This is a genomic window from Bradyrhizobium sp. YR681, assembly GCF_000282615.1.
GTDB lineage: Bacteria > Pseudomonadota > Alphaproteobacteria > Rhizobiales > Xanthobacteraceae > Bradyrhizobium.
The window spans coordinates 1-20,511 of sequence record NZ_AKIY01000324.1; the positions used below are offsets into that span (position 1 = coordinate 1).

Annotated in this window: 21 protein-coding genes; 11 read left to right on the top strand and 10 right to left on the bottom strand. The window is 59.4% G+C overall.

Features of this window, described 5'->3' with window-relative positions:
• The 3 genes from lptC to PMI42_RS34525 all read right to left on the bottom strand — a co-directional run.
• Positions 1-573: LPS export ABC transporter periplasmic protein LptC (lptC, locus tag PMI42_RS34515; protein ID WP_008143895.1), on the bottom strand; the 573-nt coding region annotated here is incomplete at its 3' end.
• A gap of 157 nt (positions 574-730) precedes the next feature.
• Positions 731-1,345 (bottom strand): ribonuclease D, encoded by a 615-nt coding sequence (locus tag PMI42_RS34520; RefSeq protein ID WP_008143897.1) that lies wholly within the window; start codon positions 1,343-1,345, stop codon positions 731-733.
• 141 nt (positions 1,346-1,486) lie between these two features.
• Complete coding sequence (locus PMI42_RS34525; RefSeq protein WP_008143899.1) at positions 1,487-3,010, bottom strand: glycosyltransferase family protein; 1,524 nt, start codon at positions 3,008-3,010, stop codon at positions 1,487-1,489.
• Between the two features lie 406 nt (positions 3,011-3,416).
• Between PMI42_RS34525 and PMI42_RS34530 the strand changes: the two genes are divergently transcribed.
• Positions 3,417-4,688 carry an MFS transporter gene (locus PMI42_RS34530; RefSeq protein ID WP_035967475.1) on the top strand — a complete coding sequence of 424 codons (1,272 nt, stop codon included), beginning with the start codon at positions 3,417-3,419 and terminating at the stop codon, positions 4,686-4,688.
• A 40-nt stretch (positions 4,689-4,728) separates the two neighbouring features.
• Here the strand turns inward: PMI42_RS34530 and PMI42_RS34535 are convergent, their stop codons facing one another.
• Positions 4,729-5,112, bottom strand: coding sequence for a response regulator (locus tag PMI42_RS34535; RefSeq protein WP_240535314.1), 384 nt, complete (start codon positions 5,110-5,112; stop codon positions 4,729-4,731).
• A 101-nt stretch (positions 5,113-5,213) separates the two neighbouring features.
• Here PMI42_RS34535 and PMI42_RS34540 point away from each other — a divergent pair, with 101 nt between their 5' ends.
• From PMI42_RS34540 to PMI42_RS38295, 3 genes are all read left to right on the top strand, one after another.
• Positions 5,214-6,404 (top strand): GAF domain-containing sensor histidine kinase, encoded by a 1,191-nt coding sequence (locus PMI42_RS34540; protein ID WP_008143907.1) that lies wholly within the window; start codon positions 5,214-5,216, stop codon positions 6,402-6,404.
• 381 nt (positions 6,405-6,785) lie between these two features.
• Complete coding sequence (locus tag PMI42_RS34545; RefSeq protein ID WP_008143909.1) at positions 6,786-7,178, top strand: hypothetical protein; 393 nt, start codon at positions 6,786-6,788, stop codon at positions 7,176-7,178.
• 130 nt (positions 7,179-7,308) lie between these two features.
• A complete protein-coding gene (locus tag PMI42_RS38295) occupies positions 7,309-8,565 on the top strand; it encodes a DNA methyltransferase (RefSeq protein ID WP_008143912.1) in 1,257 nt (418 codons plus the stop codon).
• On the opposite strand, the gene PMI42_RS34550 is transcribed toward PMI42_RS38295, so the two are convergent.
• From PMI42_RS34550 to PMI42_RS34560, 3 genes are all read right to left on the bottom strand, one after another.
• Positions 8,537-10,366, bottom strand: a complete 1,830-nt coding sequence (locus PMI42_RS34550) for a hypothetical protein (protein ID WP_008143914.1) — start codon at positions 10,364-10,366, stop codon at positions 8,537-8,539. The genes PMI42_RS38295 and PMI42_RS34550 overlap by 29 nt on opposite strands.
• Before the next feature lie 11 nt (positions 10,367-10,377).
• Complete coding sequence (locus PMI42_RS34555; protein ID WP_157195869.1) at positions 10,378-11,373, bottom strand: ATP-binding protein; 996 nt, start codon at positions 11,371-11,373, stop codon at positions 10,378-10,380.
• Between the two features lie 100 nt (positions 11,374-11,473).
• Entirely contained in the window at positions 11,474-11,728 is a 255-nt protein-coding gene (locus PMI42_RS34560; RefSeq protein WP_008143918.1) for a hypothetical protein, read from the bottom strand.
• A gap of 383 nt (positions 11,729-12,111) precedes the next feature.
• On the opposite strand from PMI42_RS34560, the gene PMI42_RS34565 reads away from it, so the two are divergent.
• Together PMI42_RS34565 and PMI42_RS38300 are read left to right on the top strand one after the other, a co-directional pair.
• Positions 12,112-12,699, top strand: a complete 588-nt coding sequence (locus tag PMI42_RS34565; protein ID WP_008143919.1) for a hypothetical protein — start codon at positions 12,112-12,114, stop codon at positions 12,697-12,699.
• 431 nt (positions 12,700-13,130) lie between these two features.
• Entirely contained in the window at positions 13,131-13,829 is a 699-nt protein-coding gene (locus tag PMI42_RS38300) for a recombinase family protein (RefSeq protein WP_008143920.1), read from the top strand.
• On the opposite strand, the gene PMI42_RS39825 is transcribed toward PMI42_RS38300, so the two are convergent.
• Positions 13,779-13,991, bottom strand: coding sequence for a hypothetical protein (locus PMI42_RS39825; protein WP_162137432.1), 213 nt, complete (start codon positions 13,989-13,991; stop codon positions 13,779-13,781). The two genes, PMI42_RS38300 and PMI42_RS39825, sit on opposite strands and share 51 nt — an antisense overlap.
• Before the next feature lie 42 nt (positions 13,992-14,033).
• Here PMI42_RS39825 and PMI42_RS34570 point away from each other — a divergent pair, with 42 nt between their 5' ends.
• From PMI42_RS34570 to PMI42_RS34580, 3 genes are all read left to right on the top strand, one after another.
• On the top strand, positions 14,034-14,411 hold the full coding sequence (locus PMI42_RS34570; RefSeq protein WP_008143923.1) for a hypothetical protein: 378 nt from the start codon (positions 14,034-14,036) through the stop codon (positions 14,409-14,411).
• Between the two features lie 20 nt (positions 14,412-14,431).
• Positions 14,432-15,148, top strand: a complete 717-nt coding sequence (locus PMI42_RS34575; protein WP_240535315.1) for a hypothetical protein — start codon at positions 14,432-14,434, stop codon at positions 15,146-15,148.
• Positions 15,149-15,224: 76 nt separating this feature from the next.
• Positions 15,225-16,574 (top strand): hypothetical protein, encoded by a 1,350-nt coding sequence (locus PMI42_RS34580; RefSeq protein WP_240535316.1) that lies wholly within the window; start codon positions 15,225-15,227, stop codon positions 16,572-16,574.
• Positions 16,575-16,944: 370 nt separating this feature from the next.
• Here the strand turns inward: PMI42_RS34580 and PMI42_RS34585 are convergent, their stop codons facing one another.
• Entirely contained in the window at positions 16,945-17,181 is a 237-nt protein-coding gene (locus PMI42_RS34585; RefSeq protein WP_008143929.1) for a helix-turn-helix domain-containing protein, read from the bottom strand.
• Positions 17,182-17,296: 115 nt separating this feature from the next.
• Between PMI42_RS34585 and PMI42_RS34590 the strand changes: the two genes are divergently transcribed.
• Positions 17,297-17,725, top strand: a complete 429-nt coding sequence (locus tag PMI42_RS34590; RefSeq protein ID WP_008143932.1) for a hypothetical protein — start codon at positions 17,297-17,299, stop codon at positions 17,723-17,725.
• Positions 17,726-17,839: 114 nt separating this feature from the next.
• On the top strand, positions 17,840-18,817 hold the full coding sequence (locus PMI42_RS34595; RefSeq protein ID WP_157195870.1) for a hypothetical protein: 978 nt from the start codon (positions 17,840-17,842) through the stop codon (positions 18,815-18,817).
• Position 18,818: 1 nt separating this feature from the next.
• Here PMI42_RS34595 and PMI42_RS34600 read toward each other — a convergent pair whose 3' ends face one another.
• Positions 18,819-20,477, bottom strand: a complete 1,659-nt coding sequence (locus PMI42_RS34600; protein ID WP_240535317.1) for a tyrosine-type recombinase/integrase — start codon at positions 20,475-20,477, stop codon at positions 18,819-18,821.
• Between the last annotated feature and the right edge of the window lie 34 nt (positions 20,478-20,511).

Sequence of the window (20,511 nt, forward strand, 5' to 3'; positions counted from 1 at the left end):
GCCCAGCCGATCGGCGGTCAGCGTGCCGTTGGTCAGCTTGACGTCGACGTGCTCGTCCGACGAGACCGTGCCCTTGCCCATGTCGACGAAGGCCGAGTTCAGCCGCGCCTCGTAGCCGGTCGAGGTGCGCAGGAAGATGTCCTTGTGCAAATCGAGCTGCTGCTGCTTGTTGTCGAAGCGGCCGGTGCGGGCATCGAGCAGCAGGGTGGATTTGTCTTCCATCAGCACCTTGGCGCGCAAATCGTTGAGATCGACATGGTCGGCGTCGGTGATGTCCTGCGTCGCGGTCTTGGCCCAGAGCTCGTAGGGCCGCTGGTCCGGGGTGAAGCCGGACATGTGCGGCGATTCCATCGTGATCTTGGTGCCTGTCACCACGAGATTTCCGGAGTCGAGCTTCACGGGAATCTGGAAGGGATTAAGGAAGGTCGAGACGGCGATGATCGCAGCCATGGAGGCAGCCACCGTCACCGGCACCGCAACGCGCAGAATCCGCACCAGCCGGCTGTGGCGCGCCGCGCTGGCAAACTTCGCCGCAAGCGCGGCGTCGTAGGTGGGATTGTGGGCCGAATTCACCACTGCTCCAGGCTATCGCTCGCCTTGTCCGGTCGAAGGCCGCGCCATTGTACCCGGCGGCGCCAGAATATGCAGCCTTTGGCAGGCCATCCTTGGAGAGGCCGCAGGAAAGTGTCCGAAACGGGGCGCTGGCCCGGCCTAGAGGCCGATTGAGCGCTCAGGAATGCGCAAAAATATCCTCTTCCTCCCAGCCCTGGAGGTCGAGCAGGGCGCGGGTCGGCAGGAAGTCGAAACAGGCCTTGGCCAGCGCGGTGCGGCCTTCCCGGACCAGCATGGCGTCGAGCCGCTCGCGCAGGGCGTGCAGATGCAGCACGTCGGAGGCGGCGTAGGCGAGTTGCGGCTCGGTCAGGCTGTCGGAACCCCAGTCGCTGGACTGCTGCTGCTTGGAGAGGTCGACATTGAGCACCTCGCGCACGAGGTCCTTGAGGCCATGCCGGTCGGTGTAGGTGCGGACCAGGCGGGAGGCAATCTTGGTGCAATAAATCGGGCCCGTCATGACGCCGAAGCTCTGGTACAGCACCGCGACGTCGAACCGCGCGAAGTGGAAGATCTTCGTGATGGCGGGATTGGCCAGCAGGGCCTTCAGGTTCGGCGCGTCGGTGTGGCCCTTGGGGATCTGCACCACGTCGGCGCTGCCGTCGCCGGGCGAGAGCTGCACCACGCAGAGCCGGTCGCGGTGCGGGTTCAGCCCCATGGTCTCGGTGTCGATCGCCACCGCTCCGGTGTAGCGGGACAGGTCGGGCAAATCGCCGCGATGCAGGCGTACGGTCATGGCGTTTCAAAACCTCGGGTCGAATCGGTGCGCCTTGGCAGGCTAATACCCTGGACAGACGCTGGCGAGGGCCGGCCGCGATGTATCCGCTGGCCGCCGCAGGCGCAAGCATCGGGCGCGGCCATTTCGCTCGAAAACGCCCTAGTAATTGAGGCGCTGCAGCACGTCGTTGATGCCGAAGGGGCTGGCGCCGACGTCACAAGCGCCGCGCCGCGCGAAGACGCAGGCCTCGATGTCATGACTCGTCATCGCACAGCTTCGCTGCGAGAAATCCGCCGGCAATTCGCCCGCCAGCGCCGCCGGACCGATGACGCGGTTGAAATCCCGCTGGTGCCGCTTCACCAGGGCTGGAAGCTGCCCCTGGGCGAGAGGGTCGGTCGCGTAGAAGGAATAGACGGGCCGACGGGACGCGAGCTGGCCGCGCCCGGGCAAGAAGGGATCGTGCATGCCGTAGAGGGCGAGGCCGCAGAATTCGGCATCGGCGTCGAGGTCCGCCGCCAGACGGGCCTCGCCGATGCCGCGCATCCAATTGTCGCGCATGATATGGGTCGCGCCCGACAGACCGAGCGACAGCAGAACCCAGCCGGCGCAGACCACGGCAAGCGGCCGCAGGCGCCATCCGTCTCGACGCCGCATCAGCTCGGCCCAATCGGCCGAGCCAAGTCCGGCAGCGACGACCAGCAGCACGATCGACAGGAAGATGAAGCGGTATTCCTTGTGCACGATCATGCTGTGAAACGCGATGTTCACGAGAGCCGCGACGATCAGCAGAGGCGCATGTCGCCAGCCGCGCCAGAGCGCCAGCAGCATCAGCAGCGTCGCGCCCGACCACAGGATCGAAATGAGGTGGACGTAGGCGAACGCCGGCGCGACACCGAATTCAGATGCGCGGTCATGCAGGAGGTTTTGCTGAATGTTGAGGACGAGCCACGCAAACGGCGTGGTGCCGTGGGCCATATCGACGCCGGCAGCCAACGCCAGAACGACGCATGCTCCGGCCATCAAGGCGATCGCGCGTCGCGGATGGCTCCAGCACGCCCCGAGCGCGAACACCGCGCAGGCCGGCGCATATTGGAAGCGCCAGACGCAGGCGAGCGCGAGCAGGCCGCCCGCGGTGACGAGACGCTTTCGCGAGAGTTCGCCGGTCAGGAGATAGGCGGCCGGCAGGATCACGGCCGTCGCCAGCGTTTCGCTCAGCGTGTGGGGTGCGAAATAGACCAGCTCGAACCAGACCGTGGCGGCCAGCGCCGCAACGACGGCATGCGACCGGGAGATGCGTTCGCCGAAATGCCAGGCGGTCACGACGATCGACAGCGAGGCGAGCCCGACCATCAGGCGCGGCACCACGAACGCGCCCCAACCGCCCGGCGCGAGCCAATCGCCGAGCGCGACCGGCCCCGCGAACAGGCTCGGCAGAAACCAGCTGCGAATGCCGTCGCGCCATTCCCAGGTGACGACGCCGGGATGGCCGAGCAGACGCCAGGCCGGCTCCAGATATTGATAGATCTCGTCGTTGTGATTGATGTTCGGCCAGAACGCGAGCGGCAGCCGGACGGCCATGGCCAGCAGCAGCAGCGCACAGAGAATGCCGTATCGCGCCGCGAAGCTTTCGGTCCTGACGGCGGGCACGACGACGATGGGCAAAGCTGCGGCGCGACTTGTCATTGCTCTCGGGCTTCGGCGTTCCTGCGTCCGCTTTCCTGCTTCGGCTTTCTTCGGCCTTCCCGGGCTCCGACGGCGAAACCGGGGCCGGTCCGCGCGCTCCCTCATCGTCCGATGCGCGCCTGATCGTGGCTTAGGAGAACTTGTCTAAGGGCGCGTAAATCCCGGCCCTGAAATCGCTCGCTGGTGCGGCCACAGGCCAGCCCTGCGCCTCCCTGCCCGGGACGCCAGACAGATATGTATGACAGCGATTTCAATTGCTTAGGCGGGAAACAGGATAGAACTCCAGGCTTTCGGCCGCCCGGTCACCGGAACCTGCACCGGACGCCCGGTGAAAATCGTCCAGGCGCACCCTATCTGTTGCCAGCCTCCCGCGCCCGTCGCCCCCTTCACCGTGAATGAAAATGACATGACCGAACAGACGCTCGCTGCGCCTATCGACGATCCATCGGAACGCCCGCGCGGCTTTTCGCGCTACCAGTCACTCCTCGTGGCGCTGCTCGCCTTTGCTCAGTTCACGATCATTCTCGATTTCATCATCATGTCTCCGCTCGGCGCCATCATGATGCCCTCGCTCGACATCACGGCCGGACAATTCGGCGTCGCGGTTTCGGCCTATGCATTCAGCGCCGGACTTTCGGGCATCCTGGCCGCCGGCTTCGCCGATCGCTTCGATCGCAAGCGGCTGCTGCTGTTCTTCTATGTCGGCTTCACGCTGGGAACGCTGCTCTGCGCGCTGGCGCAGAACTACCACGTGCTGCTGCTCGGCCGCGTCGTGACCGGATTGTTCGGCGGCGTGATCGGCTCGATCGTGCTGGCCATCGTCACCGATCTGTTCCCGCTGCATCTGCGCGGCCGTGTGATGGGTTTCATCCAGACCGCGTTTGCCGCAAGCCAGGTGCTCGGCGTGCCAGTCGGGCTGTTTCTCGCCAATCACTGGAACTGGCACGTCTGCTTCGCCGCGATCGTCAGCCTGTCGATCCTGGCGATCGCCATCATCGCCTTCGCCATGGAGCCGGTCGACGCGCATCTGAAACTGAAGCAGGACAGAAACCCGTTCCACCATCTGGTCGCGACGATCGGAGAGCCGCGCTACACGCTGGCCTTCGCGGTCACCACGTTGCTGGCGACCGGCGGCTACATGCTGATGCCGTATTCCAGCGCGTTTACCGTGAACAATGTCGGCATCGACATCGTGCACCTGCCGACGATCTATCTCGTCTCCGGCCTGTTCAGCATCGTCACCGGGCCCATGGTCGGCCGTGCCAGCGACGCCTTCGGCAAATACCCGACCTTCGTGTTCGGCTGCGCGATGACCATCGTCATGGTGCTGATCTACACCCATCTCGGCCATGTCTCGCTGGCGACCGCGATTGCCGTCAACGTGCTGATGTTCGTCGGCATCTTCTCGCGCATGATCCCGTCCCAGGCACTAATCTCGGCGATCCCCGATGCGAGCCAGCGCGGCTCGTTCAGCGCGGTCAGCGCCTCGCTGCAGCAGCTCTCAGGCGGGCTCGGCTCGGTGCTCGCCGCGGCGATCATCTCGCAACAGGCTGATGGTTCGCTGCTCCATTTCGAGCGGATCGGCTACGTCGTCGTCACGACGACGATCATCACCCTGGTCGCGATGTATTTCGTGCAGAAAGAGGTGGCGGAGCGGGCGGGGAGAAGCGTGGTTTGAGGGACGAGGGGCAGGCTTGGCGCGCTGGAGATTCCGTCCGCTACGCCCGCGCATCGGCCAGCATTTCAAGCTGGTCCTGAAGCTGGGTCGGGAGGTACGGCTTGGCCATGAACCGCGCCCCGCGCGGGATGTCATTATCGGCAGGGCTGAGCAGGCCGGACGTGATCAGGAGCAGCACGGGTGGCCACCGGTGCCTGATCACCTCCGCAAGCCGCAGGCCATCCATCGATCCGGGCATCTGGATATCGGTAAAGACGACGGTGATCTCAGGTACGGTCTCGAGGAGCTTGACGGCCTCGTCCGCATCTGCGGCTTCCAGAACGTCGAAGCCCATATCCCGCACGATGTCAGCCGCGTTCATGCGAATGAGGAAATCGTCTTCGACGATAAGGATTACATCACTATGCTTACTGAGATTGGACACTTTTGCTCCGGCATAACCGAGCATAAGGTTTGACGGGCTGCTTTGTTCCGCCGAACGTCTCGCGGAGAACCGCGTTGGTTGGAACAGGGCCAGAGTTCATCATGACAATTGACATCAAGGCGGACGTGGATGCCGTCCAGCAGATCGGGGCAGTTCCCAAGATCCTGGATCTGGCTGCGCGCATCACCGGCATGGGCTTCGTCGCGATCGCGCGCGTCACGTCGGCTCAATGGGTTTGCTGCGCCGTTCGCGACAACATCGCCTTCGGTCTTCAGCCGGGCGGAGAACTGCGCGTCGAGACCACCATCTGCAACGAGATCCGGCAGCACGGCAACACGGTCGTCATCAACGACGTGCAGACGGACGGCGTCTTTTGCGATCATCCGACGCCGGCGATGTACGGATTTCGCAGCTACATCTCCGCGCCCATCATCCTGCTCGACGGGATGGTCTGGGGAACGCTGTGCGCCATCGACCCCACGCCGCGAGAGCTGCGCACGCCCGAAATTCTCACCACGTTTCAGCTCTTGGCCGAGCTGATCGCCGCACAGCTTGAGCTCAATCAACGCCTGGAGCGGAGCCAGACCGACCTTCACGCCAGCCAGGCCGACCTTCTGGACGAACGCAACACGGCCGAGCTGCGCGAGCAGTTCATCGGCGTGCTGGGGCACGACCTTCGCAATCCGCTGGCCGCCGTCGATGCGGGCATGCGCATCTTGCTGAGGAATCTCGATACCGGGCGCGCACCCGAAATCGCGCTCGGCGTTCAGAACGCCGTTCATCGCATGGCCGGCATCGTCGAGAACATCATGGATTTCGCGCGCGGCCGCCTCGGCGGTGGCCTGACGATCAGGCGAGATGCGAAGCAGCCGCTGACGCCGGTGCTGGAGCAGATCATCGCCGAGGTCAGGACGGCCTGGCCCAACGTGACGATCAGTTCATCGATCCGGATCGCAGAGCCCATCAACTGCGATCGCGGCAAGATGGGGCAATTGTTCTCGAACCTGCTCGGCAATGCGGTGACGTATGGTGACCAGGGACGGCCGATCCACGTTGCCGCCAAGACCTCCGACGGAACGTTCAATCTGACGGTGTCCAACGAAGGCCCGCCGATATCCGAGAAGGCGCTGGCGAACCTGTTCAAGCCCTACACGCGCGGCGACCGGCCCAGTCAGCACGGCCTTGGCCTAGGTCTCTACATCGCATCGCAGATCGCCCAGGCCCATGGCGGCAAGCTGAGCGCGGTGTCGACCACAAGCGAGACGACATTCTCGCTCGAGATGCCGATCTAGGCGCGCCGACGCAACGCTTTGATTGGGCGTATCTTTCTGGAATTGCCTGGAATCCAGAAACAAATGGTGCCCAGGAAAGGATTGGCTGGACCGATCTTTAAGGTATTGATATTTATAGCCTTTTATTTGACCTGTCGAGGCGTTGTTACACAGTGTTGTTCGCCGCCGGACTTCACGGGACCGCCTTCAAGGACTGTCTTACCGCTGCTAGGCTTGTCGACCAGCATTGGATTCGCGGGGCCAAATGCACTTCTCGACTTTTCCTAGGACAAAATCGCCGCCGCATTTTGCTCCAGAAGTCTTCGATGTGTTTCGCAGACATCGCGAAGAGGTGGGCACTGCCGAACTCACCAAGGGGCTTTCAAGCGACGAAGTCATGTCGTGCTCCGGGGCGATCTCGCCGAACTTGGGTTCGATATTGAGGCAGGCAAGAAGCATGCGCAGAAGCTGAAGCGCCCGGTCTTCTTCGGCGAAGATGGGAAGCCCTCGCGTCAGTATGAAATCGACGGCTTCCGTCCAGAATGGAATTGTGGGATCGAGATCGAAGCGGGCCGCGCATGGATGGGCAATGCCATTTATCGCGACCTCATCCAGGCGATGGTGATGGTCGATTTGACACATCTTATTCTTGCTGTGCCCATGGGCTACCGGTACCTGAGCGGAGGCAAACCCGTCGTGAGCAACGATTATGCGAACACGGTTACCGTAGCGGATGCTCTCTTCAGCCATTCAAGGATCACCATGCCCTACGGGCTAACTGTGATCGGCTATTAGCAAGCTAGGGAAGGTTGGAGTTCGCGGCAGCGTCTGCCTCAGTGCCAGCGTGGGGCTTCCCAGCTGAATCGAGGTAGCCTAATAGGATTCTTTAGGCGGCGTTAACCAAGTTCGCTGTTTATGGTTACCGATGTATGAATCCGCAAACGATACCCTGGCGGGGCTTTCCGTAGCTGCCCAGGCGGCGCTCGTAGCTGCCGCGCGTGACGGCGCCCCCGTTCGCGGATTGACCCACGGCTTCTATAAGTACCCCGCTCGCTTCTCGCCTGTTTTTGCCCGCGCAGCCATTGAGACTTTTACGCAACCCGGCGACCTCGTCCTAGACCCTCATGTTGGCGGTGGGACTTCGCTGGTCGAAGCACTGGCGGCTGGCCGGGAAGGCGTGGGGGTAGACATCAGCACGCTCGCCGAGTTTGTCACGGGCGTCAAATGCACCGTGTTCTCGGAAGCTGAGCTCGCGACCCTCGAACGTTGGGCGCAACGCGTTTCGGCTGCGGTGAACATTCACAAGCCGTCTACAACGATCGCAGACTACGAACAGCTCGGGTACTATAAGCACCTAAAGCATCCGTCCCGATGGCGATTGCGAAAGGCCATCGAACAATCCATCACGAGTGCCACGAGGCTGGGCTCCCCCAGACTTGAGGCTTTCGGTCGCTGCGTTGTGCTTCGCACGGCTCAGTGGGCGCTTGATGGGAGAAGCAGGATAACAGGTATCGGCGACTTCCGTCGCGTGTTGCACGACTCCGCTCAAGAGATGATCGCAGGAGCACATCAGCTTCGAGCCACTGCGAGCGCCAAGGGAGAGCAACGAGCCACGATCTTTCGGCGTAGCGCCATCGGCATGGATACTGAGGCTGGCCTACGCGAGATGCGGGCGCCGCGCTTGGTATTGACGTCTCCTCCGTACCCAGGAGTGCACGTCCTCTATCATCGTTGGCAGGTTGACGGTCGGAAAGAAGCACCGCTACCGTTCATGATCGCGAACAAACTTGATGGTTCAGGTTCGAGCTACTACACGATGGGAGATCGGAAGAACTCCAGTCTCAACACCTATTTTGACAGCATAAAAGGTTCGATGTCATCGGTAGCGGCACTCGCCGATGACAACACAATTATTGTCCAAATGGTCGCCTTCTCATCTCCCGACGCGCAATTACCTCGCTATCTATCGGCGATGCGAGCATCGGGCCTGAAGGAAATGTTCCTTCCCGTCATCGAGAATGAAGGCGACGGCCGGTTGTGGCGTAGCGTTCCTGGCCGACGATGGTACAGCGCTCAACGCGGCGAGACTCCCGGTAGCAAGGAGGTTGTTCTCTTTCATCGCAGAGCGCCTGCCCCAGATAGGCGCATCGCAACTACTTCTCAGCTACGTCCATCAGCTTGATCATTGTCAACGCGACTCGGCGAACTTCGCTTCGACGAGCTTTATCGGCAGCATCGACATCATCATCCTTCTTACCTATCGTCGCCTGATACATCTGATAGAGATGAAACGCGATATGCGAAGTGTATTTGTTTAGTTTGCGTTGAACGTCTTGCTCGGTGTTCCGCTTTGCCAGGGCCTGTCGAAAGTCTCGCAAAGCAGCCATATCTTGGTTGATGATAAGGATAAGGGGTGCCCGCTCCGTCGGCCTAACAAAGGCGCCGGCATCTTCGTCCGTCCATTCGTCTTCATTCCAACACTGCTGCTGGTATTCATCGCGGCTAATAGTCTTTAACTCATACGGCGGGCGCCGCATGGTGCCGGTCTTGAATTCGTCTTCGACGAGTCGTGGCGCCTTTTCGTCTTTCTCTATCGGCTCGGGCGCTTCGACAACGTTGGCGTCAAATGACGTAAAGAGCTGCCGCCCACGCGGACCGCTAGCCGTTACTTCGAAGGTCAAGCGCTCGCCCACCTGCCATTCCGGGCGCGGTGAAACAAGCAAGCTAAAACGCCCAGCCACCGGATCGGCAAAATTCATCTCAGGCTGTGCACCCTTGCCGAGCAGCTTCGCTGACAGCCTCCATTTCGGATCATCGTCCGTAACAAGTTTGTCTTTTCCGTCCCACCGCAGCTTAACGTGAGTATCTGTATCACCTAGGCGAATGTTGACGGGCTGTCGGGAGGTAACCTTCAGCTTGACAGGGTCTTCGACAAGTTTGGGATCAACACTTGGGACATCCGGCCTCGTCAGTACGGAAAGCTCAAGACGGCGCGGCTCGACAATCCCATTAAATCGGGCCGTTATCTTGACCGTTGCCCTTACTGGAAATTCATCTGCGTCGAAATTTTGGTCCGCATTGAAGTTCAAGATGAGCTTTCCGTGGTCATCGAGCTTCTCGTGCTTAACGTTTAGCTCCAGGACCTTTGAATCGCCTTCGACGATCAACTGAGACACCGCCGCCCAGTGCCCCGATGGGATAGACTTGATAGCGATTTCGCGGGGTTGATTTGGACGCAGACGAATAATTGACGCGGCGGGCTGCGAAGTCAGCACGGGATAGTCAGCGCCGACGCCGACGCTTGGCGGCAACAGCGTAACAACGCCGCCCTTATTCACTGTCTTAAAGCCGAGTTCGTCGCCGCTATGGACGTCACCGGCCGAGCCAATTCCATCTACGAAAGAATGTCCCTTATCATGATGAGCATCGATAAGTTGATCGAGCGTCTGCTTGACCTTCTCATCGCCTGCGGACAGCTCCGAGACCGCTTCTTCGGCTTCCTGCTCCAGACGCTCCAGGTCTGGGTCGGATTTCAGGGTGGCGATAATTCGCCTCGTAAGTGCCTCTCGTACTGCCCCACGATAGAACCCCTGCCGAGAGCCCTGCATGAGCTTACCCAGAGCTTCTGGCGCGAGACCATCGACGTCGATCATAATCATCATGCGGGCACGCAAGTAGCGGAAGCCCAGGTCCTGTACGATGAAGCCGTTATCATCGAACTCCTGGCGCTGCCCATTCACTAGATAGACGACGCATCGCTTACCTCGCCCAGCTTCAAGATAGCTACTGAGAGGAGTTGCTCCCTTATCGTCGAGCATGAACTCCTCGCCCTCTTCTACATCCAAAGGGAGCACCGTCTGCTTCTCGGTGCCTTTCTTGGGTTTAGGCGGCAACACAAAGACGCGAATAGAAATCGTACCGAGGTCGGCAACTGGAAGGTCGTCAAATAAAAGCGGCGTGGTCTGAGTAGCGGTCTCTGCCATTGCTCGCTCTCCTACAAGACGGGCTGCTGTGCAAAAGATTTGTCGAGCGCGACGTTCCTACCAAGCATTCGCACACGACGCGCCAGCCGCTGTGCCGTACCTTTCATGGGCTCGGGTGTATTTCTTAACGCGTAGAGCTCGTAAGGCATTACCGGATTGAAGAGAACATGGTTCAGCGATTGGTACATAGTTCGCGCGATCGATGAGTCCGAGACGCCGAAATCGTAGCCAATGTGACAGAAGTGGGCGCCCTGCTCGAATTGAGCCGCGTCAGCTTGCGCAGCGTCTACAAAGGGCACCTCTCCTGCTTCCGTGGCCGCCAAGTAGGCATAGTATGCGCCGCGCAGTCCTTTCGGCTGAATCTCCCGAACGATCGTCCATCCTGCTCCATCGCCCTCACCGCTCTTACGGATATCAGGTGCCCGCCGAGAGACTACGATTGAATATTTGGCAATAGAAAATGCCGATGAGCCACCCTGACCGAAAACGCCAATAAGATAGGGCTTGTCTGCTTTGTCCGTTCGGCCAAGAGAGAGAAGAGAATTGTGAATGTTGGCAGGGGTCTGTCCCATCCCATGATCTCGGATGGTGACGGTGAACTCCTTGCGCTTCTTCTCAAGATCTAGCCTTATGGACAGATGCTTGCGCACCTTATCAGCTAAAGCGCTCTTCTCTTTTCGTTCATCGTCATCGAGCCGTTCGATTGCATCCAGCTTTGGAAAGCCAAAATATCGGAACACTGCTTCTCGCGGGCTTGCCGGCATTGATGCTGTGGGGTTCTTTATACGCTCTTGTAGGCGAGCTAACTCGATGAGCGACTCCATCCCATTCACGAGGCGCTCGGCCAACGGGTTCATCGGCTCCCCCGCAAGCTTGATCCGACCGCCGTTGCCACGATCACGGCCAACGGGCACCCAGTGCAGCTTGCCACGCTGCCATGTCCCAAGACGCTCATCGCCTGGCAACCATTGATACTGATCTGGCGGAACGATCGGCAGCGCCGCCATGATCGTTTCGACCTCTAGGGTCGATCGGGCGCCTAGAAGTCGGCCTAGAAAGTCCCGTGCGTTCGCAGCCATTCCCACCCCCTCGAAGTAGGTCCCCGACCTACAAAGTGAATTCGACCGAATCCTTGGTTCCTGATTGCATCATTCTCGCTTTCAGAGCTTCGACCTCGCGGGTTAGCGCCGCCGCGATTTTTTTCACGTCAGCCTCGGTGTATTCGTAGGCCGACTTATTGCCGAGCTTTGCGATGACTCGGATGGCTTTGATGGCGTTGATCGTGCGGCTCTCAGCTAACTCGACAAACTTGTCCCGCTTTTCCGCCTTGCTCTTCGTTTTCTTGTCCGATCGATCGAGCATTTTCGGGTCCATTTTTTTGATAATTTAGCGCCTATATTTTTTGATAATTTTGCTCATAAATTAGGTTACGAGAAGAGTCTAGAAGATTCTCGGGATTCGATAATTTCTTGCCCAAAGCGAGGCCAACGAATTGGTGCGGGTGACCTCCATTCGGGTGAAACTACTGCGATTCCATTTAGTTATGCGGCGCTGGAAGAGCCTTTTAGAAACGGAGGCACCCAACAACAATCTGTCAGGATGGCGCGAAATGATTCCGACAACGCAAGGGTGATTCTCGGCTCTTCCGGGAGCAAGGCCGAGACGAACCAAACGGCCATCTTCGCAGCGACTAATAACCTCGTGGATCAAGTGCGGGGCGCATTGAAGGCCTGAAGGAGACGACAATGAAACCGAATGAGAGGCCGTGGGCTGATCATGGCAATGTCTCGGAAGATGAAATCTTTCTTGCTGTCGGCAAAGCGCTTTCGCGCTGGGAAATGGTGGAGCATGCCGTCGCTGGCTTGTTCACCGTGGTGACGGTTGGCAACTATCACGCGCCGACTAATCCGATGCTTCGAGCTTATTCGGCCGTTGTAGGCTCTAAGAACAGAATTGATATGGTCCGCGCAGCGCTGCAAAGCTGGCTTCTGGTGTGGCCCGCCTGCCCCTTGGCCTCCAACGCCACCGACGCACTGAACAGGTGCGGAAGTTGGGCGGGACGCAGGAATGATATCGCGCATGGTCTAGTGGACATACTGCTGGACGACTCGCGTTGGTATCTATTCCCTGGCCTCTACGCCGCGAAGGGCCGAACGTTGGCGGCCAATCCGGTGCAGGGAAAACCAGTGTTGCAGCGCCCGGACTATCGCTACAACTCGGAGATCATAGAAGCCTTCTCCGATGAATTTCTAGCGCTCTTTAACCACGTGAACCAAACAACATCAGCGTTGGGCGAGTGGTATCGTATCGCAAGCGGTAGCGGCAAAACCTAGTACATTGCTGGCGCAGATGAGGCGCACTGAAGGACCAAGGCTGGCTTGCCTGAGGCGTGTTGGCTAGAGCCCTAATGGTGAGCGTGCAGATACACTGATGGGCCGATGAATGAACGCATAAGGCCGCGCTACGAGTCCCTCGCCCCGGCCGATATTGCATTAGGGGTACCTTAACTCAGAGGTGACCTCGTGGCGGCGGTTGGCTGTTTCCCCCCGTACCCATGCCAACTTCTGACGCTTCCTTCACGAAGCGGGTATGACCGAGCCCCTGCCCACGTCTCGCTGCTTTCCCGAAGAACGATAGCGGTCACCATCTCTGTCCTGAGTCAATCGGCCACATCGAGCCGCACTATTCGCTGGAATCTCGGCTCGCTAACAATGGTGTCAACGGACGTTGGCTAAGTTGTTTTTGAGCAGGTGAGAGTAGGGGCATGAAGGCGAAGCAACGATTTGTCGCTTACTACCGGGTGTCCACGCGCAAGCAGGGAGCTTCCGGCCTAGGCATAGAGGCACAGAGAGCCGCCGTTGCTGGTTATCTAGGTGACCACAGAGCGAGGGTGGTGGCTGAGTTCACGGAGGTCGAGAGTGGTAAGCGCAGTGATAGGCCGGCCCTGGACCAGGCATTAACCGCCGCAAGGGTACATCAAGCAGCCTTAGTGGTGGCAAAGGTGGATAGGCTCACCCGATCTGTAGGCTTCCTGTCGAGGCTCTTGGAGGCGGGTGTTGATGTGAGGTTCGCAGACCTCCCCGCCATTGAAGGACCCACAGGACGCTTCATGCTCCAACAGATGGCGGCCGTTGCGGAGCTAGAGGCGGGACTGATCTCGTCACGGACTAAGGCTGCGCTCTCCGCGGCTAGGGCAAGAGGGCAACGGCTTGGAGGTGACCGCGGTGCGCAGCTATCCAGCGCAGCTAAGGCGAAGGGGAGACAGGCCCAAGTACCATCGGCACAACGTAGGGCTAACGATCTAGCTCCATTGCTCGAAGAGCTGCGTGCGGGTGGCGCATCATCTCCTACTGAGTTAGCACAGGCGCTTACAGCAAGAGGGATACCTACGGCACGTGGGGCGGGCACGTGGTCAGCGCCACAGGTGGTCCGCATACAAGCGCGGTTGATCGGTAGCACTTAGCACAGCACCAAGCTCAACGTTTGGCATGAATCTTGGAATCAGGAAGACGATTTTGCTTCCATCACCGCACATTTTTTTTGCCCGCATCCATTGGCACTGCGCGTTCGCGTCTCCATATTTTTGATGCAGCATTGTCGCTGCTCTGTCGCGATAGGAGATCACGTGTCTTCCAACTAAGTCGCGCTAAACGATAGGACGAAGAAAATGCTGAGCGTGACTGACGGTGACGCAAGACATCTCGCCGGGATGATGGATTGCTTCGGGCAAGTAGGCATCCAGAAGAATACCATGTTCGTGCGTTTTAAGACGGCTTACTTGGATCGCCTCGAAGTGATCCGCTCAATTTTGGGCACCGATCAAAAACCTAAAGGGCCGTTCGATAATGGCGGCGATTCCAAGAGACTCCAGTATGAGTTGGTGCTCGTTGGGAAAGAGTTGGCCACGCTAGAGAACCTCGTCACGAGCCGCATGTTGACTAATCGGCGCCACGCGTTCCGGCAGACGCGAGATCAACTCCACAAGCTGAGGCAGAGACTGGGCTTGTCCGGAAAGTTGAAGATCGCGCGGCCCGAAGAAATGTGATGCAACCCCGCGCCTCTCGCATGAAGCGGCGCTTGGGTGATGGCTCGGCTTTCGCCCTTCGCTGCTCAATCCCCGATCCGGTCACCGGGCGAGCTTGTGGTCGCCCCACTATGCGAGCGGCCGGGATCGGACTTGCTACACACTTTTGCAGACAGCACGTCGAGCATCGCGCCCGTCATGGCAGCCATTGGCATGGCACCTACAGCGCGACGAAGCTGAAGCCTTACCTCTCAGCTGCGACATCGTACGTGCGATTGCGGGCGGCAAATGACGCGTTCATCACGGCTGCCATCAACGCCATCCGGGCAACGCTAACAGAAGCAGGCCCGGTTGAGATAGCCACTCGGCTTAAGGGCCTGTCGGCGGCCAAGCGGGCAAAGATCGCCTTGGCTCGACTGAGAGTTGCCTGTGTTCCTCCCGAGCGAATTGTGTCGATCGTCCTCGCCGTGTCCGCACTGATCGAAGACGACCCAAAGTCACACCGGACGAAGGAGTTTCGCACAGTCCAAATTGCAAAGGCCGTGCACCGGCTGGCGAGCGGCACAGGGTGGGTGATCTATGATGCTTACGGTCGGGGACACCGTTCGAAAGTGCGGGCTTATCCTAAATCGACTGGGCTGGTTTTGCGGCTGATGGGACGCCTGTTAGAGACGCCCTGCGAGCTTGTGTTAGAGCGCCACCTTCCGGGCGTGCTCACCTACAAACAGCGTTACGGCCGGCGGCCGAAGCCGGGTTAGCCTCGTCCTGAGATTTTCGCGTAACGACCTCGCTTGCGAGAGATCAGGTGGCACTTCGACGGTGCGTGCATGTTCGATGCTTCAGCGGGTCATTTTGAACACCGACCTTAGGCAAGCAGTCTTTCAAGCACCGATGGCCCCTCAATCTAAAACGATGTGGTTCGACCCGCAGCTACGCGCCAAGAGCGCCGAGCTTCAAGAGACGATCCGGAAGCTCAGCGATACCTTATGCGAGCACGAGAGTGCGAGCGGCCCCCGCAAGCGGGCGCGGAAGGACAGCGACCGGAAGAAGTTTGCTGTCGCGGTTGAGGCCCTTGCCTGCAATGTGATTCTGCTGAAAGCCGTTGCCGCCGATACTCTCCTTGCCGTGCCGCGCTCTCACAACTTCATCTGGCAGGGGACGGGGCGAACTAGCCCTGTATTCGAGCAGCACTTCCTGACGGCCATCGCATTGCTGGCCTCGCTTGGACTAATCATCGACAAACAGCGAGGCTATAGGATCTCCGCCAGATTGAAAGTGCCGTCGCTCATTGGGCCGACTGCTCGACTTGCGCAGCATCTGCCCATAGCGCCACCGGATTGGCGCAACGTTTATCAAATTGATGATCCCGCGTTGGTCGTTCTAAAGGAGGGCAAGGACATCGAGGGTCGCGCCGCCCCCATTCGCTATGCCGAGACCGTGCAGACCAAGAAGTTTGCAAACCAAATCCGCCGCATCAACAAATTCTTGCGCGACGCTGACATCGAGGTCATCGGCCAGAACCCGGGCCTCTCTTTGGGAAAGGATGGTCAGATTATCGCGCCCTATCGTCGCTCGCTTCGCCGCGTCTTCAATAACGGTACGTGGATGCACGGCGGGCGTCTTGCTGGCGGCTTCTGGATGTCAATGGAGCGGTCTCAGCGCGAAAATATCCGCATCGATGGCGAGCGGGTTGCAGATGTCGATTATCGACAACTCTTCCCACGTCTCGCTTATGTCCGCGCCGGCCAGCCGCAGCCGGATGGCGATATCTACGACATGTTTGGAGACGGCACCGGGCGCGATGGCTGCAAGAAGCTGATGAACGCAATGCTTTTCGCAGACAACCCACTGGGAAACTGGCCCGAGGACACGCGTCAACACTTTCCCGCAGGCACGAAACTCCGGACAGCAATCGAGATGCTAACGGCCCGCCACGCGCCCATTGCGAAGTTGTTCGGAACAGGACTCGGGTTCCAGTTGATGCGCATCGAGAGCGACATGCTTATTGAGGTTATCACCTATCTGGCGAGCATCGGTGTCACCGCCTTGCCGCTCCATGACGCCGTGCTCGTAGCGGAATCTAAGGCTGAGATTGCCGCAAAGGCCATGCGCGACGTTTTCGAACGTTGGAGCGGCTCCCCGTGCGCGATTGTTTCGGTGCGTTTTTCTTCGAAGCAACAGTAACTTAGGTTGTTACGCCTCTGCTAATGGAGGAGCAACTAAGAGGGGAGACTTAAAGGGTTTTGCTCCAAGCTCTTCTTTATGCACTGCCAATAAGGGATGGGTGAGTGATCACCACCCCCTTAGAGCGGCCGCTTCAGGCAACACCTCCCAGCCTGGTCCCAGGGCAGGGGACCTGAAGGGTGCGCCTTCGTGCAAGGGAGGTCAGCCCCTCACGCCCTGGCTGATACCCTAGCCCACTCCGAAAGGTGGCCTCCATAGGCCGCCCCCCATTGCTTGATGCACAACCGAACTCGCTCTCGGATGTCCCGCGCTGTCGCGCAATGGGTCAGGTGTTGAAAGTGACGCGCCTGACACCGGACGACATTCGGGCCTAGCCCCGGGTCTTCTTCTGGGGCACGAGCAATCGGTCAGGGGAGGTCTTCAAGGCACGGGCCAAGCGGGCAAGGACGATGATGGTGCAGTTGCGGGTGCCTCGCTCCACCTGACTGACGTAGGTCCGATCTAGCCCCGCCTCTAGGGCCAAATCCTCTTGGGACAGCCCTAGCCCTTTGCGGGCCTTCTTCACGGCTTCCGCCAGCACTTCAACGATGCCTGTCTCGTCTTCCATCCACGGGAGCAGGCCGCCATGATGACTTTGGGTCTACGGACTATGAGTCCCATTTTTTCGTTGAGTCGTGATAACTATCGTCTACATTGTGCCGGCCACCACTGAGGAAAGCGCAATGGTCAGCACCGAAAGCACCGCCACAAAGCCGCACGAGGACGACCCCATCAAGGTTCTCTTCGATTTAGCCAGCTATTGGGCCACTGTCTGGGGATTCATCGCGTTTTGCCTTTGGCTCGAACATCAACTTCTCAACCGGCTAGATATCGAGTCAGGCAGCATTCAAATTGCCGTCCTGTTGGTGAGCACACCGGCCCTCTTCTTGGCGACTGTCACGCGCATTGAGAAGAACCCCAAGGCGCGGGTGATTCTAGAACGTGCCCGTTACATCGTCATCCTGATCGCCGCGGCATTGCTCGGGGCCTATCTTCATGCGAACCACAAAGACAACTCCTATGAGATTGCCGTGCGCGACGGTGCCGTTTTGGCCTGCGCCAAAATTCCAGCATGCAAGGCGGAAGCAACAGACTACGCGAACACCCGCTAGCAGCTAGATCGACTTCTGCCCGCAGGAACGATCCTATTGAGCGAGACCCGCGTGTGACCCGTCGCGGAATAGTGCCATTGCGTGGATGCGGTACCCTAAAGAAGAAGGCTAGGCTTGGCCCTCGGTCAACGATATCCTAAGCTGGCATTTTTGAGCCGGTTCAACCCCATGGCGATGTCAAAAGAATTAGCCGATGCCGTCAGTACGACGCTTGGCAACGAAACCGACCCGACAACACGCGTTTACGGCGCTGCAGTTGAAATCCTGAAGCAGAAGCTAGGCGACGAGTTTCTTGCGCGGAAAGTGCGCAAGGCAATACCTCACGATCCATTCCTGCTCAACAAGGGCGGTGAGCAGAGTGAAGAGGAGCAGCGACTGCATATCCAACGGGTCAGCTCGCTTGCGGACGCTCTCTACAAGCTGGAAGGTCAAAAGGGTTTCGATGCGCTCTGCAATCGACTCACACGAAAACGGGCGATTGATCCGGCCTACGCTGATGCTGAGGTTGCCAAGCTCATTGCCCGTCGTGGATATGACGTCGAGATCAAAGCCGAAACTGGTCAGCGCGGCAAAGATTTTGACATGGTGGTCCGCAAGAACGGGGCACCCGACTTGAACGTAGAGGTGACGAGTTCCGACGCAAAAACCTTTCGCCCCGGCACCGTTAAAAACATTCTTCAGTCGAAACGCAGCCAGGTGCCCAAGGGCGAGCCCGCCGGACTTTTTGTATTGTTCCCTATATCTTGGTTCAATGGGCAGCCCAATTTGCTGAAGGAACTGGAGAAAGTCACAAACGACTTCTTCCGGGGAAGCTCGCGATACAACTTTGTCTGCTTTATCTGGCATCCAGTGGAAGTGCGCGGAAACACCTTCATTCATGGCACGATGAGGATGCCGCTCAAGAACAAGCGTGCTGCTTGCCAATATGAAGACCTATCATTTTTCGACGCGCCAACTGAGCGGAAAGAAGAATGGGACCGGGTCAGAGCCGGCGAACCGGTTACCCCCGAGCCAGAAAAGAATTTCGACTTTATGGTCGATTATAACGAAGCCGCCAAAGCGAAGGTAGTTGCGTCAACGACGGGTTCGTAGCCTACGCGACGCCGATGGCGGGAAACTTGGCGATGGCGTTTGCCTTCGCCTTGATGGTCACGTCTCCGTAACCTTCCGAGACATTGCGCGGCGCATGTCCCTGAATGGCATCCAGCACGCGCATCTCAACGCCTTGATCAATGCCGACAGTCTTGAAGCGATGGCGCCAGCCGTGGCTTGGATCAACGTTCTTATCCTTCACCACCTCGCGCACGAATTCATTGACCTTGTTACGCGCTGTCTTCACCGCATTACGCACGCCTAACTCCCCGGCCTTGGGATCAATGAACAGATAACCGCCCTTCGACTTCTCAAAGAACGCCACAAAGCCTTCCTCGATGACTTGCCGATGGAGCACGACATCCCGCGCCTCATCCGTCTTCACCGGCCCGGCTTCAGGCGTCACATGCAGCACCCAGAGTTTACCTTCGCGCCGAACGTCCTCCTTACGAATCTGGATCATCTCGCCCACGCGGCCGCCCGTGAAGGCGCACAACCACGGCACCCACCGCTTGGCCGCTGCGAGCTTCGGGGCTTCCCGGCCGGGCACGAACTCGCGGGCATGCTTCAGGATGGCGATAGCCTCCGAATCGTAGAACCCCTTGGACCGGAGCTTGCGCGACTTGCCGACCTTGATGGTAATCCCTTCGGCCGGATTGCTGGGGAGCCGACGATTGACCACCGCCCATCCAAACACCGTCTTCATGCCCGCGAGGTCGCTATCCTTCACGGTCTTCGGGCTCACGCCGCTCTGCACGCGATAGTCCTTGAAGCGAACGATGTCCTCGGGCGTCACTCGGCTAGCCGTATCGTGCTTCAGGAACGTCACGAGACGCGCCATTGAGTTACGATAGCTCTCATAGGTGCTCTGCTTGCGACCGGCCCGCTTGGCTTCCTTCCACCAATCCTCGACTAACCCAGTGAGGGAATTCTTGGAGGCGCCCCGCTTTGGCTTCTCCTTTTGCGCATCTGCCGGGGCCTGCCACTCGGGGAAGCGAGCGGCCTTGGGGTCGAGCGAGTAGTCTCCCCCAGCATTCCGTTGGCGGCTCGCGAAGGCGTCACGCAGCGCCATCCAAAAGGCGGTGAGCAAGAGAGAGCGTGATTCGCTATCCACACGGCGGATGCCCTTGGTGAGCAAGAGGCGGTCCACGATGGGCCCGAGCGCCTTCTCTAATTTCTTGGCATCACCGTCTCCGCCGACCCGCTCCCACATCTCCGCCACGGCAGCCCAGTGAGCTTCCTGCTCCTCGTGACTCTCAGTGTCAGGTGCCCAGCCGACACCGGGCGTGTGCACCATGGCGACACTCCGGGCGCGGCTCTCGCTGTCCGCCCAGACGCGATAGAGTTCGCCTGCCATGGCCGTCGCCTGCCGGTGGGTCAGATGCGCGGGAGCGTCATTGCGCAGTGCCTCCCAGACGGTTTCCAGATGGGCCGCTGCGAGCGCCTGACGGGTCTTAATCTCGCTCGGCTCTGAGGTGCGAAGGGAGAACCGGACGGCCTGAGCGCCGTCGCTAGGCGTCACGAAAACGAAGCCGTCACCGAGCGGAATTGCCAGTTCGAGACCGGCCGCTTTGCGCCGGACATCAGCCGGAATGCGCTGCACGAAAAGAGGAAAGCGAGACCCAACCCGGCGCATCGGCCGAACAACCCTGAACAGCAATGTTACACCCCATTGTTACACAGTCGGGGCCAAC